This is a genomic window from Streptomyces sp. NPDC020958, assembly GCF_055562175.1.
In genome coordinates, this window is record NZ_JBVHFU010000002.1 from 969,710 (window position 1) to 987,788 (window position 18,079).

Below are 18,079 nucleotides of genomic sequence, written 5' to 3' on the forward strand. Positions count from 1 at the left end.
AGCGAGCACGCGGGCCCCAGGCAGCCGGGTGGACACCCAGGCCGGGGGCCGCCGGGCCGACCGGGCGATCGGCGGCCGATCGGGTACCGAGTCGTAGCCGGGTGGGCGGCGGCCCGGGGCGGTGGCAAGGGGACCGTTTCTGCCGGCGTTTGATATGACTCGCGACGGTATGCCTACATGGTCGCGTCGATCAGGGCGGCGGCCGTGAAGAGTTCCACGCCCACGGTGATGGCCCGCTCGTCGGCGTCGAAGTCGCCCTGGTGCAGGTCGCGCACGGTCCGCTCACCGGGGGTCCGCACCCCGAGCCGCGCCAGGGCGCCCGGGACGTGCTCCAGGTACCAGGAGAAGTCCTCCCCGCCGAGGCTCTGCTCGGTCGTCTCGATGGCCTCGGAACCACGGCGGGCGATCATCGCCTCCCGGAGCAGTTCGGTGACCACCGGGTCGTTGACGACCGGCGGCACCCCGCGCACGTAGTTGATCTCGGACTTGGCCCGGTGCAGCGTGGCGATCTCCTCGACGGCCGCGTACACCACGTCGGGCGCCTGCCGCCACGCCTCGATGTCCAGGCAGCGCACGGTCCCGGAGAGCTCGGCGTGCTGCGGGATGACGTTGGGCGCGTGTCCGCACTCGATCCGCCCCCAGGTCACGGCGAGACCGCTGCGGGTGTCCACGCGCCGCCCGATGAGCGCCGGCACGTCCACGGCGACCCGGGCGACGGCGGTGACCAGGTCGGTGGTCAGATGTGGCCGGGCGGTGTGCCCGCCGGGCCCGTCCAGGGCCACCTCGATCCGGTCGCAGGCGCTGGTGATGGCACCGGTCCTGAGCCCGATCCGCCCGGCGTCCACCCGGGGGTCGCAGTGCACGGCGATGATCCGCCCCACCCCGTCCAGCACCCCGTCCGCGATGGCGTCGGCGGCGCCGCCGGGCAGCACCTCCTCGGCGGGCTGGAAGAGCAGCCGCACGGGGCGCGGCAGCTTCCCCTGCCGGTGCAGGTCCGCGAGGACCAGCCCGGCGCCCAGCACCACGGTCGTGTGCACGTCGTGCCCGCAGGCGTGCGCCCGGTCCGGGACGGTGGACCGGTACGGGCACTCGGTCTTCATGTCCGGGATGGGCAGCGCGTCGATGTCGGCGCGCAGGGCGAGCATCGGCAGCCCGTCCCCGGCCGGCCCGATGTCACAGAGGAGCCCGGTCCCCGACCCGAGGACACGCGGTCGCAGCCCGGCTTTCTCCAGCCGTTCCTTGATCGCGGCCGTGGTGCGGAACTCCTGGTTGCCTAGCTCGGGGTGCATGTGCAGGTCGCGGCGGAAGGCCACGAGTTCGGCGTGCAGCTCCTCGCTGAGCACGCCGGGGAGCACATCCCCGGGGAGGTCGGCCTCGGACTCTAGGGACATCAATTGGTTCACCCTCTGAAGGGTAGGACGCCCGAAGGGTCAACTGACCCGAGATCAACAAAAGTTCAGCCCGTTAGGGGAAGAAACTCTGACCGGGTAGGCATGACCTCGGACGTGGCTGGGTAACACGTATGTTTCCTCTTCCACGCATACCACGTCTGACGACGATCACGCCGGTTCTGTCCACGGACCGAAACGCGACCGGACCGGTACCGCGACTTCGCCACGCGGCCCACGCCCGCCCGGTAGCCTGCGCGTCCGTGACGGACTCGGACACGACCGACTTCATAGAGACCACCCGTACGTCCTACGACACGATCGCCAAGGACTACGCCACCGCCCACCCCGGCCTCCCCGACCGGCCGGTGGACATGTCCCTGATCGGCGCGTTCGCCGCGCTGGTGAAGGCGAACGGCACCGCGCCGGTGGCCGACCTGGGCAGCGGCCCGGGGGACGTCACCGCCCATGTGAACGACCTGGGCGTACCGGCCTTCGGCATCGACCTCTCGCCCGCGATGGTCGCCCTGGCCCGTGCGGCCCACCCCGGGGTCCGTTTCCACCTGGGCTCGATGACGTCGCTCGACCTGCCCGACGCGACCCTGGGCGGCATCCTCGCCCTCTACTCGATCATCCACATCCCCGACGCCCACCTCCCGGACACCTTCGCCGGGTTCCACCGCGTCCTGGTCCCCGGGGGCCATGTCCTGCTGGCCTTCCAGAAGGGCGAGCCGCCCGGGCTGCACCTCACCGAGCGCTTCGGCCACCGGATCGACCTCCGCTACCACTGGCGTCCGGCGTACGCGGTGGGCGACATGCTCTCCAAGGCGGGTCTGGACGTGGCGGCGACCCTGATCCGGGAGCCGCTGGAGGGCGAGACGTGGCCGCGGGCGTTCGTCCTGGCGCGGAAACCGAAGGAGGGGCACTCCGGCCGATGACCCGGCCCGGTCCGGTCACTCGGGGGGCATGAGCCAGGTGAACCCCGATCCGGAGCCCGAGCGGACCACCGGGCTGGAACCCGGAGGCGGTGTCCCGCCCGGCGAGACCCCGCCCGCCGAGAGCAGCCTGCCGGGTGCCGGGCCCCGGGAGACGCACAACCCGACCCAGGGCTGGGCCAAGGCCCCCTTGACCCTGATCCTGCTCCTCGTCGCGCTCGTCGCGGCCTTCTTCCTGGTCTACGCGCTGGTGCTGATCCTCCAGTAGGCACACGCGAGCACCTTCAGGCCTGGGTGTGGCGGACGCACTCGGTGACGACGTCCCGCAGGCTGCCGGTGCGCTCCAGCAGCCTGCGCTGTTCGTCGGCGCCGTTGCCGTGGCGCAGCAACCGCTCGACACCCTCCTGGGCGGCCGCGAGGTCGCCGGTGTCGGCGAGCGCGTCCTTCACGTGCGCCAACAGGGCGCCGATCACGTCCCGCGCGGGGCGGGGCCGCAGGGTGACAGGGTCGAGCAGGTCCCCCTGGAGCCCGGAGCGGGCGGCCCGCCAGGCGGCGAGCCGGATCAGGCTCACGCCGTGGTCGACCGGTTCCTTCCCGGCCCGCCACTCCCGCGCCGCGGTCTCCACCAGCGCCCGGGCGAGGGTGGCCACGAGGACGGCGGTCTCCGCCCGCAGGCAGACGTCGGAGACCCGGATCTCCACGGTCGGATAGCGCCGGGCCAGCCGGGCGTCGAAGTAGACCATCCCCTCGTCCAGGACGACGCCGGTGGCGACCATGTCCGAGACCAGCCGGTGGTAGCGCTCGGGAGACCGGAACAGTTCGGTCGGCCCGGCGGACGGCCAGCGCATCCACACCCGGCTGCGGTAGCTGGCGTAGCCGGTGTCGCTGCCCTGCCAGAAGGGCGAGTTGGCGCTGAGCGCGACGAGCACCGGCAGCCACGGCCGCAGCCGGTCCAGCACCGCCACGCCCTCCTCGTCGGAGTCCACGGCGACATGCACGTGGCATCCGCACACCAGTTGCTCACGGGTGGAGATGCCGTACTCCTCGGCCATCCACTGGTAGCGGCGGCTCACGCTGACCGTGGGGCTGACGGGCAGCGGTGAGGTGGCGAGCGCGGCGACCGTGCTGCCCAGTTCCCCCGCCAGCCGGGCGGCCTCCTTGCGGCACCGGACGAGTTCCTCGCCCAGGTCCGCCATCACGGACTGCGGCCGGGTGGCGAACTCCAGCATCTGGCCGTAGAGCTCCTTCTCGAACACGTCCTGCCCGGGATCGGCCAGCGAGGCCCGCGCCAGCACCGCCGCGGCGAGCGCCCTGGGCTCTCCGGTCTCGGGGTCGACGAGCAGGAGCTCTTCCTCCACACCGACGGTACGCACGCCGCTCCGCCCTCCCGTCCGTGCCACGACCTTCGCGGCAGATTGGTAACCCCCGACTTCCCAGGCCGCCGCCCGGAACACCTGTGGGTGCGCCGGGGCGGCGGCCGGGAGCCGGGCGGGTCACAGGCTGCGGGCGGTGATGTCGCCGTAGGAGGTGTTCGCGGTGATGTTCAGGCCCGCGCCGGCACCGTCGGCGTTCTGGAGCGTGTTGCTGATCCGGCCGTAGGCGGTGGCGGCATCCAGGGTGGCGGAGACGCCGCGGGCCGCGCCGACGGAGATGGCGCCGTGCTGGGTGTGGAGCGTGACGGTGCCGCGGACGGCCTCGGCGATGCCGATGTCGCCCTTCAGGGTGCTGATCTCCGCGGCGCCGCCCAGCCGGCCGACCTCGATGTCACCGGCCTGGAGGGTGAGGCGGACGTCGCCGGTCTCGTCGAGCTTGACGGTCGCCTGGGCGCCCTCGAAGGTGACGTCGCCGAGCCGCCCCACGCCCCGGAGTTCGGCGAGGGCCGCCTTCGCGTCGACCCGGGAACCGGCGGGCAGCTGGACGGTCACCTCGACGGCTCCGGAGTTGCCGAGGATCCGGTTCTTCGCGGCCGGGATCCCGACCCGCAGGACCCCGTCGCCGTAGGAGACCTCGGCCTGCTCCGCCGCCTTCACGTCCCGGCCCTTCGCGGGGTCGGCGGGCCGGACCTCGACGGTGGTGTCGGCCCGGTCGGCCGCGATGAACCGGATCGCCCCGGCGGGGATGTCCAGGACGACGGAGACCGGGGCGGGGGTGTCGAACTTCTGCATCGTGCGCTCCTTGGACTCGTTGTTTCCGATGTCAGAAACGCTACGTTGCGTTTATAGATCGGGCAACAGCAACGTTGCATTGCGTCGATGAACAAGCAGCTCACAGCACCAATTTCATTGCAATGGAGGTGAATCTAACGCAACGCCAGATCACTCATCGTTGCAATGGATGAAGGGTGAACGCTACCCTGGACCCGTCAAGCACCCCCCGAAGGAGGCCGCGATGCCGGGAGGCAGACTCACCCAGCAGGAGCGCCAGCAGATCGCGCTGGGACTGGCCGACGGCCTCGCCTACGCGGAGATCGCCCGTCGGCTCGACCGGCCGACGTCGACCGTCACCCGCGAGGTGATGCGCAACGGCGGCCCCACCTCCTACCGCGCCGACCTCGCCCACCGCGCCACCGAGCACCGCGCCCACCGCCGCCGCCCGGCCGCACCCCGCGACCCGGGCACGCCGCCGGAGCCGCACGGGCGCGACTCCGAGGCCGTACGGGGCTACGAGGAGTTGCTGACCACCGTCTTCATGCAGTCGGGGCTGCCCCGGATGACGGCCCGGGTCCTGGTCTGCCTGTACACCACCGACGCGGGCAGCCTCACCGCGGCGGAACTGGTCCGGCGCCTCCAGGTCAGTCCGGCGACCGTCTCCAAGGCGATCGCGTTCCTGGAGAGCCAGGGCCTGGTCCGGCGCGAGCGCGACGAGCGCCGCCGTGAGCGGTACGTCGTCGACGACGACGTCATGTACCAGTCGACGATGGCGAGCGCCCGCGCCACCGCCCACCTCGGGGAGACGGCACGGCAGGGCGTCGCCGTGCTCGGCCCCGGCACCCCGGCCGCCGAGCGTCTGGAGAACATCGCACGGTTCGTGGACTTCGTCTCCGAGAGCATCGCCCGCGCGGCGGAACAGGCCCGCGCGGTGCTCCACACGAAGCCCGGCCCCCCGCACCCGTAGGCGGCCGGACCGTGGGCGGCCGGACCCGGCGTGGATGAACGCCTCGGGGCGATGTGACGTACCTGGTACTGCGGGCGGCAGCGGGCCGCCGGGAGGCGTCGTCGGCGCGAGGTGCTCGGCGACCGGGGGAAGGGCTGCGCCATCTCAGTGGATTCGAGCCGTCCGGCCGGCGGCGTTCTCGACCTGGCCGCCGCCCCGTCCGGTCAGGGGGCGGCGGAAAGCGCCCCGCCCGCCCGTCGGCAACTGGCGGGCCTGGACGGTCTGCGTGGCCTCGCAGCCCTCTACGTCGTCCTGTTCCACTGCTGGTTGTACACCTTCCCCGGCTACCCCCACAGCTCGGCGCCCCGGTGGCTGGACGGCCTGATGTTCGGGCGGCTGGCCGTCGTCTTCTTCCTGGTCCTCTCCGGGTTCTCCCTGGCGCTATCCCCGGCGCGGCACGGTTGGCGCTCGGGCGGCGTAGGCCGCTTCCTGCGCCGGCGGGCCTGGCGCATCCTGCCCCCGTACTGGGCGGCGCTGGCCCTGAGCCTGCTCGTCTCCTGGTTCGTGGTGCCGGCCTCCCACTTCGGGCCGCCGACCGGCGAGACGGTACTGGTGTACGGCCTCGTCGCCCAGGACGTCGTCACCGCCCCGACGCCGAACGGTGCGTTCTGGTCGATCGGGGTGGAGTCCGAGCTGTACCTCCTCTTCCCCCTCCTCCTGTTCGTCCGTCGTCGGTGGGGTGCGGCACTGCTGGCCGCGTGCGTGACGATCCCGGTGGTCGCCTACGGGCTGACGGCCCCGGGCGCGTCCCCCGTCGAGGGCGACAACTGGCTGGCCCCGGACCTCGCGCCCGTGTTCGCCGCCGGGGTGGTGGGCGCCGGGATCATCAGCGGGTCGGACCGGGTCCGACGTCTGCCGTGGGGATGGTTCGCCGTCCTGGCCGCCCTGCCCGTCCTGGCTGTCGGTGCCGTGCGGGGGGCCGCCTGGACGGTGAACCACTACTTCTGGATCGACCTCGCCGTCGCCCCGGCCATGACGATGCTGCTGGCCGCGGTCGCCACCGGCCAACCGGCGTTCCTGGTACGCCTGTTGACCGCCCGACCCGTCCGCGCCCTCGGCGACTTCTCCTACAGCCTCTACCTGATCCACCTGCCGATCGTCCTGGCCGTGATCCGCCGCGTGGCCCCGCACTACGTGTCCCAGGGACTGCCCACGTTCGGCTTCACGCTCGCGGTGGGCCTGCCGCTCGCGACAGCCGGGGCCTGGCTGTTCTCCAGGACCTTCGAAGTCCCGTTCAAACAGAACAGGTCCTGGAAGTCGGCCGTCCGCGGACTTACGGGGATCAGCCCGCGGACTTCTTTCCGGCGGGGGTGACGGCGTACCACGCGCCGTCCTTGCCCTGGCCGTTGACCTGTCCGGCCGCCGTGTCGCCGACGTACCGGTAGAGCGGCCAGCCGGCGAGGGTCAGCTGGGTCCTGCCGTTGCGGTGGACCGTGCCGAGGAGGCTCTTCTCGACCCCTGCGGTCCCGACGGAGCCCTGCACGATGACGGGTATCCACGTCTTCGTGCACGCACCGGAGCACGTCCACTTCGAGGGGCTGGGCTGGTCCTTGTCGTAACGGTAGAGGGCCAGTCCCCGTTCGTCGGTGACCACGATGCCGACGCCGTCGAGCGTCCTGGCCGTCACGGACGTGGTGGTGTCCGGGGACCCGGTGGCCGGCGTCGAAGCGGCCGACGTGGCGGGCGTGGCCGGCGTGACGGGCGGCGCGGGAGCGGACGAGGCCGGAGCTGCCGGAGCGGCACCGGTCGAGGAGCCGCACGCTCCCAGCAGGAGGGCGGAGGCGAGCCCCGCGACCAGGTTGGGGACGATGCGTCGCGGGATCAAGAGGTCGCCCTTCGTCGGGAGTCGCGTCTGCTGCTCCCTTAGTACGTCGGCCGCCCCTCCCCCTCTCAGCCCCCGGCGCCCCATGACGCAGTCTTGACCAACACCGCGCTCACTCCCCGCCGAACAGCTCCGCCTCGTCGGTGACGTGCACCGCCCGCTGAGCCCACTTCTCCAACTGCGCCAGATCGGTGCAGGCACCCACCCGCTCCCGCACCGCATCGCTCACCGCAATGCCACGCCATTCCAGGACACGAAGGACCATCTCGGCGCACTGCTCCACGCGCCCTTCCTCCCGCACCTGCTCCGCCAGCGGGTGCCGCCAGAAGTACTGCATCGCCGTCATCAGGTCCCTCCACATCTGCTTCGCCTGAGGATCCACCAGGCACGAGTCGACGAACTGCACGAACACCGCGGCGCTGTCGCGGTCGATGGTCTTCAGGGCGGCTGCCAGCGACTCCAGTATGGCCGCGGCGTTGCGGCCGCGCCCGTGTGTCATGGCCGAAAGCACCGCAAGAGGTACGTCCCGTTCGGCCTCCCGGGCGTCGGCGATCACCGGCACGTTGTCCGGCCCCAGCACCAGCGGTCGCACGATCAGCGACTCCCACCCGGGGAAGCCGATCTGGATCGGCTGCGAAGCCCACTTCGCCGTCGTCCTGCTCTGCGTGGTCACGATCAGCACCGGGTCGCACCGGTACTTCTCGTAGAGGTACGAGAGGTAGTACGGCCAGCTGCCGCGCTTCCGAGGCGTTCTCCCCGCCGCCTACCAGGACCTGGCCGAGCTGGACCACCATGCAAGGTTCCGCAACGACGTGGCCGTGATTCACGTACCGGGGCTCTTCCAGACGGAGGATTACGCCCGGGCCCTGTTCGCCTACATGAATCCAGAGTTTCCTGATGCCGAGGTGGAGCTACGGGTGGAACACAGGATGAAGCGGAGGGTGGTCATCGAGGGCTCCGATCCCATCCCGTACGAGACCGTCATCCATGAGGCGGCGCTCCGCATCAACGTGGCCGGGAAGGCCGCAACCCGCGATCAGTTGACCCGCATCCTGGAGCTGTCCGAGGCCGACCACATCACCGTGCGGGTCGTGCCCTTGGCGTTGGCCGACTTCGCGGGAGCCGGGAGCACGATGGTGCATGTAGGTGCAGCGGTGCCGCGGTTGGACACAGTCGTACGTGATGCTCCGCACGGCACGGCCTTCATCGACTCCACGGCACAACTGGAGCACTTTCGAAAGCTCTTCCGTAAGGTTAGGGAAGCAGCACTGCCGTCGCACCTGTCACGTGACCTCATCAATCAGTTGACCAAGGAGCTGTGAGGACCGGCATGACCGCCCGCGCCCCATGGAAGAAGTCGTCGTACTCCGGCGGAGGCGAGGGCAACGACTGCGTCGAAGTGGCCACCGGCCCCGCCCACATATTCGTCCGCGACTCCAAGGACCCCGCCGCAGGCGCGCTCTCCTTCCCGGCCGGGGTCTTCGTACGCTTCCTCTCTGCCCTGAAAGAGGAGCCGTATGGACATCGAGGTCGATGAGCCGTTCTGGACCGTTCGGCGGGCCAGGCTCACCTTCCGGTTCACGCTGGGGACGGGTGAGGACCCCGGGACACTGGAGGATGGGGACGTACTTGTCGAGGGGCCGGGCGGTGAGCGGTGGTTCGCCAGCATTCTGACGATGGGCAGGATCCGGGAAGTCATGGACCGGGAGCGGGTCAGCGGTGACGCGCTGGGCGGGGCCTACTTCTGGATGAAGGGTCTCGTCATCGTCCGGGAGCCGGGCCTGGAGGGCATGGTCCGGGCCGTCGAGGACCTGTACGACGCGTACGGCACGCTGAACGGCACCCTGCCCGAACTGGGTCCCGACGAGGACGACGAAGGGTGAACTGGCGCCCGCCCCGCGTCCGGGGCGGGCGTCCTGCCGTGCCCTACGCCGGGCTTGTCACCGTTGCCAGTCGGTGGACGTCCCTCGCTGTGCCCGTGACGCCGGAGAGGAAGCCCTGGGCCCTGGGGGAGGCGTTCTGGGTCAGCCATGTCGGGTCGATGTCGCAGACGGCGACCCGGACGCCCGTGCCGACCAGGGCGAGGGGCAGGGTGTGCACGACGGTGGAGGGGAAGCTGAGGATCGTACGGCCTACGGGGCCGCGGCGGGCGATGAGCTCCAGGGGGAGGTCCGGGCGGACTATCTCCAGGCCCGTCTCGGCGGCGAGGCGGTGGAGTTTCTCGGTGCTCTCGCGGCGGTGCGCGAAGTAGCGGGTCGCGCCGTGGGCCTTGGCGAGGGTCTGGACGGCCTCCAGGTAACGGTCGCCGTCGACCACGCCGGTCTCCACCAGGGACGTGCCGACCATGTCCGCGCCCTTGGTGATGCGCGGCGGGCCGAAGCGGGCCCGGGTCCAGCCGAAGTCGTTGGCGGTGACCGTCACGCCCCGCGGGGTGTCCGTCATCGGCATGGACGAGAAGACCTCGACGCGCCGGCGGTCACTGGGGGTCAGCCGGCGCCGGGCGGAGGAGGAGACCGGGGCGAAGAGCAGGTCCCGGGCGCCGGGTCTGCCGCCCTTGCGGTGCCAGCGGACCAGGCGTTCGCCGCGGGCCAGCTGGGCGACGAACTCCATCGTCGCCGTGCCGTCGTCGACGACCACCAGGTCGCGGGCACGGGTGATCGTCAGGAGTAGTTGCACGTAGCGGGAGAAGGGGTCTCCCATGACGACGCGGTCGGCCCGGCGGAGCGGGCCCGCCAGGCCGCCGATCGTCTGGAAGGGGGCGGTGGTGCCACCGCGCGCCTCCTCCCAGCGGACGCGGTGCCCCTCGTCGCGGGCCAGGTCCGCCATGCGGCGCAGCTGGCCCCGGGTCATGGGGTCCGTCGGCGACAGGACGACGATCGTGAGTTCCGCGCCGGGCGCAGGTATGCCGGACACCGAGCGCCGTACCTGGTTGGGCACGGCCGGCATCGGCTCCGCCGGCCCGCGCCGGTCGTGGACGTGCGCCCACTCCAGCACGTTGAGCAGCTGCACCGGACTCTCGACGAACGCGAGGGTGTGGGGGCCGGACTTCCCGGCGCGGGGGCTCATCGACGTACGACCGTCCCGTCGTCGTGACACATCAGTCAGACTCGGCTCAGACCTGGACCGGCTCGCCGGCGGCCGCGGCGATCTCCGCCTCGGCGACGACACCGTTGACGCGGCGCAGCTTCTTCATCGGGCCGAGCTCGGAGTCGTAGACCTTCTTGACGCCGTCACCGAGGGACTCGGAGATGATGCGGATGTCGCGGACCAGGCGCTGCAGGCCCTGCGGCTCCACGGAGGCGGCCTGGTCGGAGCCCCACATGGCGCGGTCGAGGGTGATGTGGCGCTCGACGAAGGTGGCGCCGAGGGCGACGGCGGCGAGGGTGGTCTGCAGGCCGGTCTCGTGGCCGGAGTAGCCGATCGGGACGTTCGGGTACTCCTTCTCCAGCGTGTTGATGACGCGGAGGTTCAGCTCCTCGGCCTTGGCCGGGTAGGTCGAGGTGGCGTGGCACATGAGGATGTTCTCGCTGCCCAGGACCTCGACCGCGTGGCGGATCTGCTTCGGGGTGGACATGCCGGTGGAGAGGATCACGGCGCGGCCGGTGGCGCGCAGCGCCCTGAGCAGCTCGTCGTCCGTGAGGGAGGCGGAGGCGACCTTGTGGGCGGGGACGTCGAACTTCTCCAGGAAGGCGACGGCCTCGGTGTCCCACGGGGAGGCGAACCAGTCGATGCCCTTGGTCTTGCAGTAGTCGTCGATCTGGCGGTACTCGTCCTCACCGAACTCCACGCGGTGGCGGTAGTCGATGTAGGTCATGCGGCCCCAGGGGGTGTCGCGCTCGATGTCCCACTGGTCGCGCGGGGTGCAGATCTCCGGGGTGCGCTTCTGGAACTTGACGGCGTCACAGCCGGCCTCGGCGGCGACGTCGATCAGCTTGAAGGCGTTCTCCAGCTCACCGTTGTGGTTGATGCCGATCTCGCCGCAGATGTAGACGGGCTTGCCGGGACCGACCTCACGGGAACCGAACTGGCGCAGACGGGAGTTGCTCATGACTGTGGGGTGTCCTTACTTCGGGAGGGAATCGAGAGAGGGGCCGAGGATCCAGCTGGCGATCTCTCGGATCGCGCCGTCACCACCGGGCAGGGTGGTGACCGCGCGTGCGGCGCCGCGTACGACGTCGTGGGCGCTCGCGACCGCCACGGGCCAGCCGGCTACGGCGAAGCACGGGAGGTCATTGACGTCGTTTCCGACGTAGAGCACGCGCTCGGGAGCGATGCCCTGCTCCTCGCACCACTGTTTGAGGGCGAGGTCCTTGCGGTCGATGCCGTGCAGGACCGGGATCCGGAGTTTCCGGGCCCGGGCGGCGACGACCGGGTTCTGCTCCGTGGAGAGGATCAGCATCTTCAGCCCGCTCCTGCGCAGGGCGGCGATGCCGAGTCCGTCGCCGCGGTGCACGGAGACGAACTCCTTTCCATCGGCGTCGATCAGCACCCGGTCGTCGGTCTGGGTGCCGTCGAAGTCCAGTACGACCGCGTCCACGTCGTCGGCGGTCGGCAGCGCGCCGGGGCGGTCCGCGTCGAAGAGCGGGGCCAGGGCGCGGGCGCGCGCCAGCTCGTGCGGGTCGTCGATCTCCAGCACGCGCGCGGGGTCGGTCCGCACCAGCTCGGTGTGGCCGAAGAAGCGGTGCTGGTGCTCGCGGAAGCCGTCGGCGCGCATCGCGTAGGCGGCACCGGTCTCCAGGAAGTCCTGGGGGCGGTCCTGGCGGCGCGGCCGGAACGACTTGTCGTGGTTGACGCCGAAGCCGCCGCTGACCGGTGCCTCGCCGGCGTCACCGGCAGCCGCGACCGGTACCGGGGCGTGCGCCTCGTCGCGCCAGACGAAGCCGTGGAAGGGGGCCACGGTCAGGGCGGTGTCCGCGCCGTTCTCGACGACCGCGCCGGCCACTCCGTCGATGTCCTCGCGGACGATGAAGGGGCTGGTGCACTGCACGAGCAGCACCACGTCGACCCGGGCGCCGTGCAGCGCCTCGTGGGCGTCCATGGCGTGCAGGACGGCGGCCTCGGAGGTGGCGGTGTCACCGGCGATGGCGGCGGGCCGCAGCACCACCTCGGCGCCGGCGGAGCGGGCCGCGGCGGCGATGGCCTGGTCGTCGGTGGAGACCACCACGTCGGTCACCAGCCGGGAGGCGACGCACTCGCGGACGGCGCGGGCGACCAGCGGGATCCCGCCGACCGGGGCGAGGTTCTTGGCGGGCACGCCCTTGGAGCCGCCCCGGGCGGGGATGACGGCGAGGACGCGGGGCAGGTTCGCCCCTTCGAGGTGGGGCATCGGCTCTGTTCCTTCAGGTCCGGCAGGCGCCGGCGACGCCTGGTGCGGGATCCGGTCGCTCACAGCTCTCCCATTCGTCGGATCACGGGGGCCACCCGCTGGACGCCGTGGCGGTAGGCGCCGCGGGCGGCCCGGCGCACGATCTGGCGGACGGGTCCCGGGGCCTTGTCGGCGGCGGGTGCGCCGGGCAGCGGGACACCGTCGGGGCCGAGGTGGTGGCGGGCCAGGATGCCGGGCAGGTAGCCGGGCGCGGTCTCGGGTGTGTAGTACGGGTTCAGGGGCGGCAGTCCGCCGGGCCGGGCGAGCAGCTTCGCGATGCGCTCGCGGCCGGCGTCGAAGGCCGTGGCGTACGAGCCGTCGGCGGCGACGCCCTGCCGGGCGACCCACTCGGGGTCGGCGACCGGGCGGTGTCCGGCGTCGAGCTGGTCCCAGGAGGCGAGGCAGCCGGAGCCGACGAAGTGGTGGTTGCCGAGCGTCTCGCGGATGCCGAGGTCGGTGAGGACCACGGTCGGGATCCGCCGGTGCAGGGCCTCCAGGGCGGCCGTCGAGCTGATGGTCACCAGGAGGTCGGTGTGGTCGAGCACCTCGCCCATGTGTCCGTAGACCAGCCGGAAGTTGGCGGGCACGTCCTGGCCCTGGACCAGCTTCTGGTACGGCAGTTCCTCGATGTGGGTGGTGTGCTCGCCGGGCTTGGAGCGCAGTTTGAGCAGCACCTCGCGCTCGGGGTGCCTGCGGGCGTGCTGGATCAGCCGGTCGAGCAGGTAGGCGCGGTCCTTGCGGCTGTCCGGGACGGACGGCTGGGCGGCGAAGACCACGGTGCAGGGCTTGTGCTCCCCTTCGTAGGGCGCTCCGCCGAGGAACGGCAGCGCGACCTCGGTCACCGCGCCGGAGTCGGCGCCCACCCCGTCGTACACCGCGCGGAAACGCTCGGCGTCCTGGCGGGAGTTGGCGAGGACGAGGTCCGCGCCGTGGCGCAGCAGCAGGCCGTCGGCGAGCTTCTCGTAGACGACGCCGACGTAGCCGGTGACGACGACGGGGCGCTTCTCCCGGCCGGCCCAGGCGGCCCGCAGTCCGTGCAGCATGGCCTGCACCCCGCCGCCGACGAGGGAGAGGACGAGGACGTCGTACGACTGCCGCTCCATCTCTCTCAGGAACTCGACGGCCGTCACCTCGCGGAGCGAGTCCGCGTGGACGCCGACCTCCTGGAGCTGGCGGGCGGTGGGGGTGGCGCGGCCGCGCAGGAGATAGCCGTCGAGCCGGACGTCCGAGTCGTCGCCTTCGCCCGGGGCGAGGCGCTTCGCGGTGAGGGCGCCCCACTTCCACCGGGTGTCGGAATCCGCCAGGACGGCCACCCGCAGGGACTTCGTTGCACTTACTGGCACACCGAGGACGCTAGGAAGCCATTCCGAGGATCTCCCGAACCCGAATGCAACAAAGGGTTAACAACACGTCGCCGAATGGCGAATCGACCTGGGATCGGCCGCCGAAAAGCCCCGGTTCACGACCTCGCCACATGTCGTTCACCTGGTATCAAGGCGGCGGTCAAGACGCGCGACGGGCACTCATCTAACGTCCCTCACGTGGTCAAGCTCTCCGTCATCGTGCCGTTCTACAACGTGCAGCAATACGCGCCCGACACCCTGAGGAGTCTGCGCGCGAACGCGCGTGAGGACTTCGAATTCATTCTCGTCGACGACTGCTCGACCGACGGGACTCCAGAGATTCTCGCGCGAGCAGAGCGCGAACTGCCCGGCGCGGTCCATGTCAGACACGAACAGAACGGAGGTCTGGCCACCGCGCGCAACACCGGCATCGACAGGGCGCGCGGCGAGTACGTGACCTTCCTGGACGGGGACGACTGGCTCGCACCGGGCTACTACCCGGACCTGGTGGCCGCCATCGAGTCGCTGGGCTGCGACTTCGTCCGCACCGACCACGTGCAGTGCACGGCGCGGGCCCGGCTCGTGACCCGGGTGCCGGTCGGCCGGCGCAACGTCGTGATGAACCCGCGGGACGCGATCCTGCCCGCCGACCGGTCCACCTCCGTCGACTACGCCTACGCGTGGGCGGGTGTCTACCACCGCCGTCTGGTGGACAAGGGGCTCGTGCATTTCACGGACGGACTGCGAACGGCCGAGGACCGGCCGTGGATCTGGAAGCTGCACCGGGAAGCCGATTCCTTCGCCGCGGTGAACCTGCTCGGCGTCTTCTACCGGCGTGGCGTAGCCTCTTCACTCACGCAGATCGGTGACGTCCGTCAGCTCGATTTCATTCGCGCGTTCGACCAGGTGATCGAGGAAACCGCACAGGACGCCGACGCGAAGGACCTCCTGCCGAAGGCCGTCCGTACGTATTGCGCCATCATTTCCCATCACCTGGGATCCATCGAAAGGTTCGAGCCCGCGGTGGCGAAGAAGCTGAAATCCATGAGTGCCGCCGCGCTGCGGCGCATGCCGCAGGACGTGCTGGACGAGGCCCTGGACTCCATGGACCTCCAGCGGGCCACCAAGCTGCGCCGGCTGCGCCGCCGTCCCGCCCCCGCGGGAGCCGCCGCGTGACCACCCAGATCTTCCAGGCGTCCACCCTCTACGGCACCGCCACCCTCGCGGCCGCCCTGGACTCCGGCGCCTTCCGCCCGGCCGACCGGCGCATCCTGCTGGTCTGCAACAACGCGGCGACCCCCGAGATCACCCCGGGCCTGGAGGAGGCGCCGGGCTTCGAGCGGCTGCGCGACCGCTTCGACGAGGTGATCTCGTACAACGAGACGATCTTCCCGTTCCATCCGGGCGGCTGGGCCCCCCGGGTGGACGACATGCCGCTGTGGGAACGCTTCCTGCGCCACGAGTGGCGGCTCGGCGACGACGACGTGGAGTTCGCCGTCGAGTCGATCCAGGTGAACCCCTCGCTCAGCCTGACCCAGATCTTCACCGGTGCCCCGGTCACGGTCTACGCCGACGGCCTGATGAGCTACGGCCCGACCCGCAACAAGATCGACCCGCTGGTCGGCACCCGCGTGGACCGGGTGCTGCACCTGGACCTGGTGCCGGGCCTCAAGCCGCTGCTGCTCACCGAGTTCGGCGTCGAGGCCGAGGTCGTGCCGACCGCGGCCTTCACCAAGGTGCTGGCCGAACTCGCGCCCAGCGGCGACGACCTGCCCGCGATCGACGAACCGGCGCTGCTGCTCGGCCAGTACCTCTCGGCGCTCGAGATCCTCACCCCCGAGCAGGAGGAGCACCTGCATGTGCGGATGCTGAGGGGCGCGGTGCAGCTCGGCCACACCAAGGTCGTCTTCAAGCCGCACCCCTCCGCCCCCGCTCGGTTCGCCCGGTCCCTGGAGCAGGAGGCCGAGAAGCTCAAGGTGGAGCTCACGGTCCTGGACACCACGGCCCTCGCCGAGGTGCTCTACCAGAGGATGCGTCCCGCCCTGGTCGTCGGCTGCTTCTCCACCGCGCTGCTGACCGCGTCCGCGCTCTACGGGCTGCCGACCGCCCGGATCGGCACCGAGACACTCCTCGACAAGCTGGTCCCCTACGAGAACAGCAACCGGGTCCCGGTCACCGTCGTCGACGCGCTCGTGCCCGACCTCACCGACCGCAAGGCGGTCGAGGAGCAGCGTCCCGGCATGTCCGTCGAGGCGCTCGGGGCGCTGATCCGCGCGGTGGGCTTCGCCATGCAGCCGAAGATCTACCCGCAGCTGCGCGTCGAGACCGAGCGCTACCTGAGCAAGCACCTGAACGAACGCACCATCCGCTACTTCAAGCGCAGGCGCCTGACCTCGCTCGCGCTGCCCGGCGGGGTGCCCTCGCAGCTGGCGTTCATCCCGCGCAACGCGACCGTACGCCGGGTCGCCCGCAAGGCCCGCAGCCTGCGGCGGGGCGCGCGCCGCTGAGCACTCCCCGCGCTCCTTCCGGGCGTTGCCGAACCGCTTCTCGAAGGGGCGGGTCCCGATCGACGGGACCCGCCCCTTCGGCGCCCGGGCGGTCGTCCCGGCCCTGCCAGGCAAAGCTTGTGTAACAGCTGTGCGGGGCGCGGTGACCCGCGCCGGGGGGACGGATGGAGGGACCGGGAATCCGGAACGACCGCACGGTGAACGACGCACGACGGGCAAGGGGACGACCCCGCGGTTTAATGTGACTTTCCTATGATTCGTCCAGGTGTCGGTGGGGTCTTCCCCTCCCCGGGGACGGCCCCGACCGGATGGGATGATGAACCGCCGAGCACCTGGTAAGCATTTCGGACCATGTCTCTCGCGACCTCCACCACGACGCCCTCGCCTGCGAAGACCGCCGTCGTCCCCGTGCCCTCCGGACGGCCGCGCCCCCGGCTTCTCGCCCTCGACGGACTGCGGTTGCTGGCCGCCCTGATGGTCTGCCTCTACCACTACACCGGGCGCGGCGGAGTCGTCTCCGCGTCCTGGCACCAGAACCCCGCCCACCTCTTCCCGACCCTGTCCAAGGCGGCCGTCTACGGCAACCTGGGTGTCGAGTTCTTCTTCGTCATCAGCGGCTTCGTGATCTGCATGAGCAGCTGGGGCCGCTCGCTGGGCGACTTCTTCCGCTCCCGGGTCGCCCGCCTCTACCCCGCCTACTGGGTGGCCCTGCTGCTGGTCACCGGCGCGTCCCTGGTGCTGCCTGCCGTCGTCCACGCGGTCCGGCTCGACGAGTTCCTGGTCAACCTGACGATGCTGCAGCAGCCGATGGGCGTGCCCCGCGTCCTCGGCGTCTGCTGGACCCTGTGGGTCGAGGTCCGCTTCTACGCGCTGTTCGCCCTGACCGTCGTCCTGCCGGGCGTCACCTACCGCAGGGTGGTGCTGTTCTGCTCGGTGTGGACGCTGGCCACCGTGCTCTCCACCGCGGCGGGCGGCCCCTGGACCGAGCTGGTCGTGATGCCGCAGTACGCCCCGTACTTCATCGGCGGCCTGGCCCTCTACCTGGTCCACCGCTTCGGCAACCAGGCCCTGCCGTGGGGCATCGTGGCGCTCTCCTGGATCCTCGGACTGCGCATGGCCACCGAGGGAGCCTGGCACCACGGTTCACCCCGTGACCCGTACGTCGTGATGCTGGTCGTCACCCTGGCGTACGCGGCGGTGGCGGCGGTCGCCGCGGGCTGGACCCGGTGGGCGGCCTGGCCCTGGCTGACCACGGCCGGGGCGCTGACCTACCCCTTCTACCTGATCCACGAACACCTCGGATGGTTCGCGATCCGGGTGCTGCACCGGGGCTGGGGGCTGCCGGCCTGGCCCACGCTCGCGATCACGGTGTGCACCATGCTCGGACTGGCCTGGCTGATCCACCGTTTCGTGGAGACGCCGCTCGGATTCCGCCTCAAGCGAGCTCTGAAGTCCGCACCGCAGACGACCGCCTAGATGATCTATTCCAAGGGGTGCCTGTAGAGACGTAAATGAGGGTGTCCAAGATCGTTGTGTGACGAACAACCTGGACACCCTCGCGACCGC

General features: G+C 71.1%; 18 protein-coding genes and 1 pseudogene. 10 read left to right on the top strand and 9 right to left on the bottom strand.

Annotation, left to right across the window (positions count from 1 at the left end; all coding sequences use genetic code 11):
* Positions 1-173: 173 nt before the first annotated feature.
* Positions 174-1,391, bottom strand: coding sequence for an amidohydrolase (locus ACZ3KP_RS10240; RefSeq protein WP_467498006.1), 1,218 nt, complete (start codon positions 1,389-1,391; stop codon positions 174-176).
* Positions 1,392-1,651: 260 nt separating this feature from the next.
* Here ACZ3KP_RS10240 and ACZ3KP_RS10245 point away from each other — a divergent pair, with 260 nt between their 5' ends.
* Both ACZ3KP_RS10245 and ACZ3KP_RS10250 read left to right on the top strand, forming a co-directional pair.
* On the top strand, positions 1,652-2,326 hold the full coding sequence (locus ACZ3KP_RS10245; RefSeq protein ID WP_358978702.1) for a class I SAM-dependent DNA methyltransferase: 675 nt from the start codon (positions 1,652-1,654) through the stop codon (positions 2,324-2,326).
* Between the two features lie 28 nt (positions 2,327-2,354).
* Positions 2,355-2,591 (top strand): DUF6480 family protein, encoded by a 237-nt coding sequence (locus ACZ3KP_RS10250; RefSeq protein ID WP_467498008.1) that lies wholly within the window; start codon positions 2,355-2,357, stop codon positions 2,589-2,591.
* A 16-nt stretch (positions 2,592-2,607) separates the two neighbouring features.
* Here ACZ3KP_RS10250 and ACZ3KP_RS10255 read toward each other — a convergent pair whose 3' ends face one another.
* Together ACZ3KP_RS10255 and ACZ3KP_RS10260 are read right to left on the bottom strand one after the other, a co-directional pair.
* Complete coding sequence (locus tag ACZ3KP_RS10255; protein ID WP_467498010.1) at positions 2,608-3,696, bottom strand: glutamate--cysteine ligase 2; 1,089 nt, start codon at positions 3,694-3,696, stop codon at positions 2,608-2,610.
* A gap of 120 nt (positions 3,697-3,816) precedes the next feature.
* Positions 3,817-4,488: a DUF4097 family beta strand repeat-containing protein gene (locus tag ACZ3KP_RS10260; RefSeq protein WP_467498013.1), complete on the bottom strand. Its 672-nt coding sequence runs from the start codon at positions 4,486-4,488 to the stop codon at positions 3,817-3,819.
* Between the two features lie 223 nt (positions 4,489-4,711).
* On the opposite strand from ACZ3KP_RS10260, the gene ACZ3KP_RS10265 reads away from it, so the two are divergent.
* Complete coding sequence (locus tag ACZ3KP_RS10265) at positions 4,712-5,437, top strand: GbsR/MarR family transcriptional regulator (protein WP_132891309.1); 726 nt, start codon at positions 4,712-4,714, stop codon at positions 5,435-5,437.
* Positions 5,438-5,584: 147 nt separating this feature from the next.
* Positions 5,585-6,790, top strand: a complete 1,206-nt coding sequence (locus ACZ3KP_RS10270) for an acyltransferase family protein (protein ID WP_467498016.1) — start codon at positions 5,585-5,587, stop codon at positions 6,788-6,790.
* Here ACZ3KP_RS10270 and ACZ3KP_RS10275 read toward each other — a convergent pair.
* Positions 6,759-7,301, bottom strand: coding sequence for a hypothetical protein (locus ACZ3KP_RS10275; protein ID WP_467498018.1), 543 nt, complete (start codon positions 7,299-7,301; stop codon positions 6,759-6,761). The genes ACZ3KP_RS10270 and ACZ3KP_RS10275 overlap by 32 nt on opposite strands.
* A 109-nt stretch (positions 7,302-7,410) precedes the next feature.
* Positions 7,411-8,043 (bottom strand): annotated as a pseudogene (locus ACZ3KP_RS10280) (hypothetical protein); the annotation flags it as partial.
* A 28-nt stretch (positions 8,044-8,071) separates the two neighbouring features.
* On the opposite strand from ACZ3KP_RS10280, the gene ACZ3KP_RS10285 reads away from it, so the two are divergent.
* Genes ACZ3KP_RS10285 through ACZ3KP_RS10295 form a run of 3 tightly spaced genes read left to right on the top strand, consistent with a single transcriptional unit; the run spans position 8,072 to position 9,181 of the window.
* Positions 8,072-8,620, top strand: coding sequence for a DUF5753 domain-containing protein (locus ACZ3KP_RS10285; RefSeq protein ID WP_467498092.1), 549 nt, complete (start codon positions 8,072-8,074; stop codon positions 8,618-8,620).
* Positions 8,621-8,628: 8 nt separating this feature from the next.
* Positions 8,629-8,835 carry a DUF397 domain-containing protein gene (locus ACZ3KP_RS10290; RefSeq protein ID WP_467498020.1) on the top strand — a complete coding sequence of 69 codons (207 nt, stop codon included), beginning with the start codon at positions 8,629-8,631 and terminating at the stop codon, positions 8,833-8,835.
* A complete protein-coding gene (locus ACZ3KP_RS10295; RefSeq protein WP_467498022.1) occupies positions 8,816-9,181 on the top strand; it encodes a hypothetical protein in 366 nt (121 codons plus the stop codon). Before ACZ3KP_RS10290 ends, ACZ3KP_RS10295 begins: the two co-directional genes overlap by 20 nt.
* 43 nt (positions 9,182-9,224) lie before the next feature.
* Here the strand turns inward: ACZ3KP_RS10295 and ACZ3KP_RS10300 are convergent, their stop codons facing one another.
* Genes ACZ3KP_RS10300 through ACZ3KP_RS10315 form a run of 4 tightly spaced genes read right to left on the bottom strand, consistent with a single transcriptional unit; the run spans position 9,225 to position 14,006 of the window.
* On the bottom strand, positions 9,225-10,364 hold the full coding sequence (locus ACZ3KP_RS10300; RefSeq protein ID WP_467498024.1) for a hypothetical protein: 1,140 nt from the start codon (positions 10,362-10,364) through the stop codon (positions 9,225-9,227).
* Between the two features lie 46 nt (positions 10,365-10,410).
* Positions 10,411-11,346 carry an N-acetylneuraminate synthase family protein gene (locus ACZ3KP_RS10305; protein ID WP_467498026.1) on the bottom strand — a complete coding sequence of 312 codons (936 nt, stop codon included), beginning with the start codon at positions 11,344-11,346 and terminating at the stop codon, positions 10,411-10,413.
* Positions 11,347-11,361: 15 nt separating this feature from the next.
* Positions 11,362-12,624: a cytidylyltransferase domain-containing protein gene (locus ACZ3KP_RS10310; protein ID WP_467498028.1), complete on the bottom strand. Its 1,263-nt coding sequence runs from the start codon at positions 12,622-12,624 to the stop codon at positions 11,362-11,364.
* A 59-nt stretch (positions 12,625-12,683) separates the two neighbouring features.
* Complete coding sequence (locus ACZ3KP_RS10315) at positions 12,684-14,006, bottom strand: DUF6716 putative glycosyltransferase (RefSeq protein ID WP_467498030.1); 1,323 nt, start codon at positions 14,004-14,006, stop codon at positions 12,684-12,686.
* A 198-nt stretch (positions 14,007-14,204) separates the two neighbouring features.
* On the opposite strand from ACZ3KP_RS10315, the gene ACZ3KP_RS10320 reads away from it, so the two are divergent.
* From ACZ3KP_RS10320 to ACZ3KP_RS10330, 3 genes are all read left to right on the top strand, one after another.
* Positions 14,205-15,182, top strand: coding sequence for a glycosyltransferase family 2 protein (locus ACZ3KP_RS10320; RefSeq protein WP_132891370.1), 978 nt, complete (start codon positions 14,205-14,207; stop codon positions 15,180-15,182).
* Positions 15,179-16,513 (top strand): alpha-2,8-polysialyltransferase family protein, encoded by a 1,335-nt coding sequence (locus tag ACZ3KP_RS10325; RefSeq protein WP_467498033.1) that lies wholly within the window; start codon positions 15,179-15,181, stop codon positions 16,511-16,513. Before ACZ3KP_RS10320 ends, ACZ3KP_RS10325 begins: the two co-directional genes overlap by 4 nt.
* A gap of 351 nt (positions 16,514-16,864) precedes the next feature.
* Complete coding sequence (locus tag ACZ3KP_RS10330; RefSeq protein WP_467498035.1) at positions 16,865-17,989, top strand: acyltransferase family protein; 1,125 nt, start codon at positions 16,865-16,867, stop codon at positions 17,987-17,989.
* Positions 17,990-18,079: the final 90 nt, after the last annotated feature.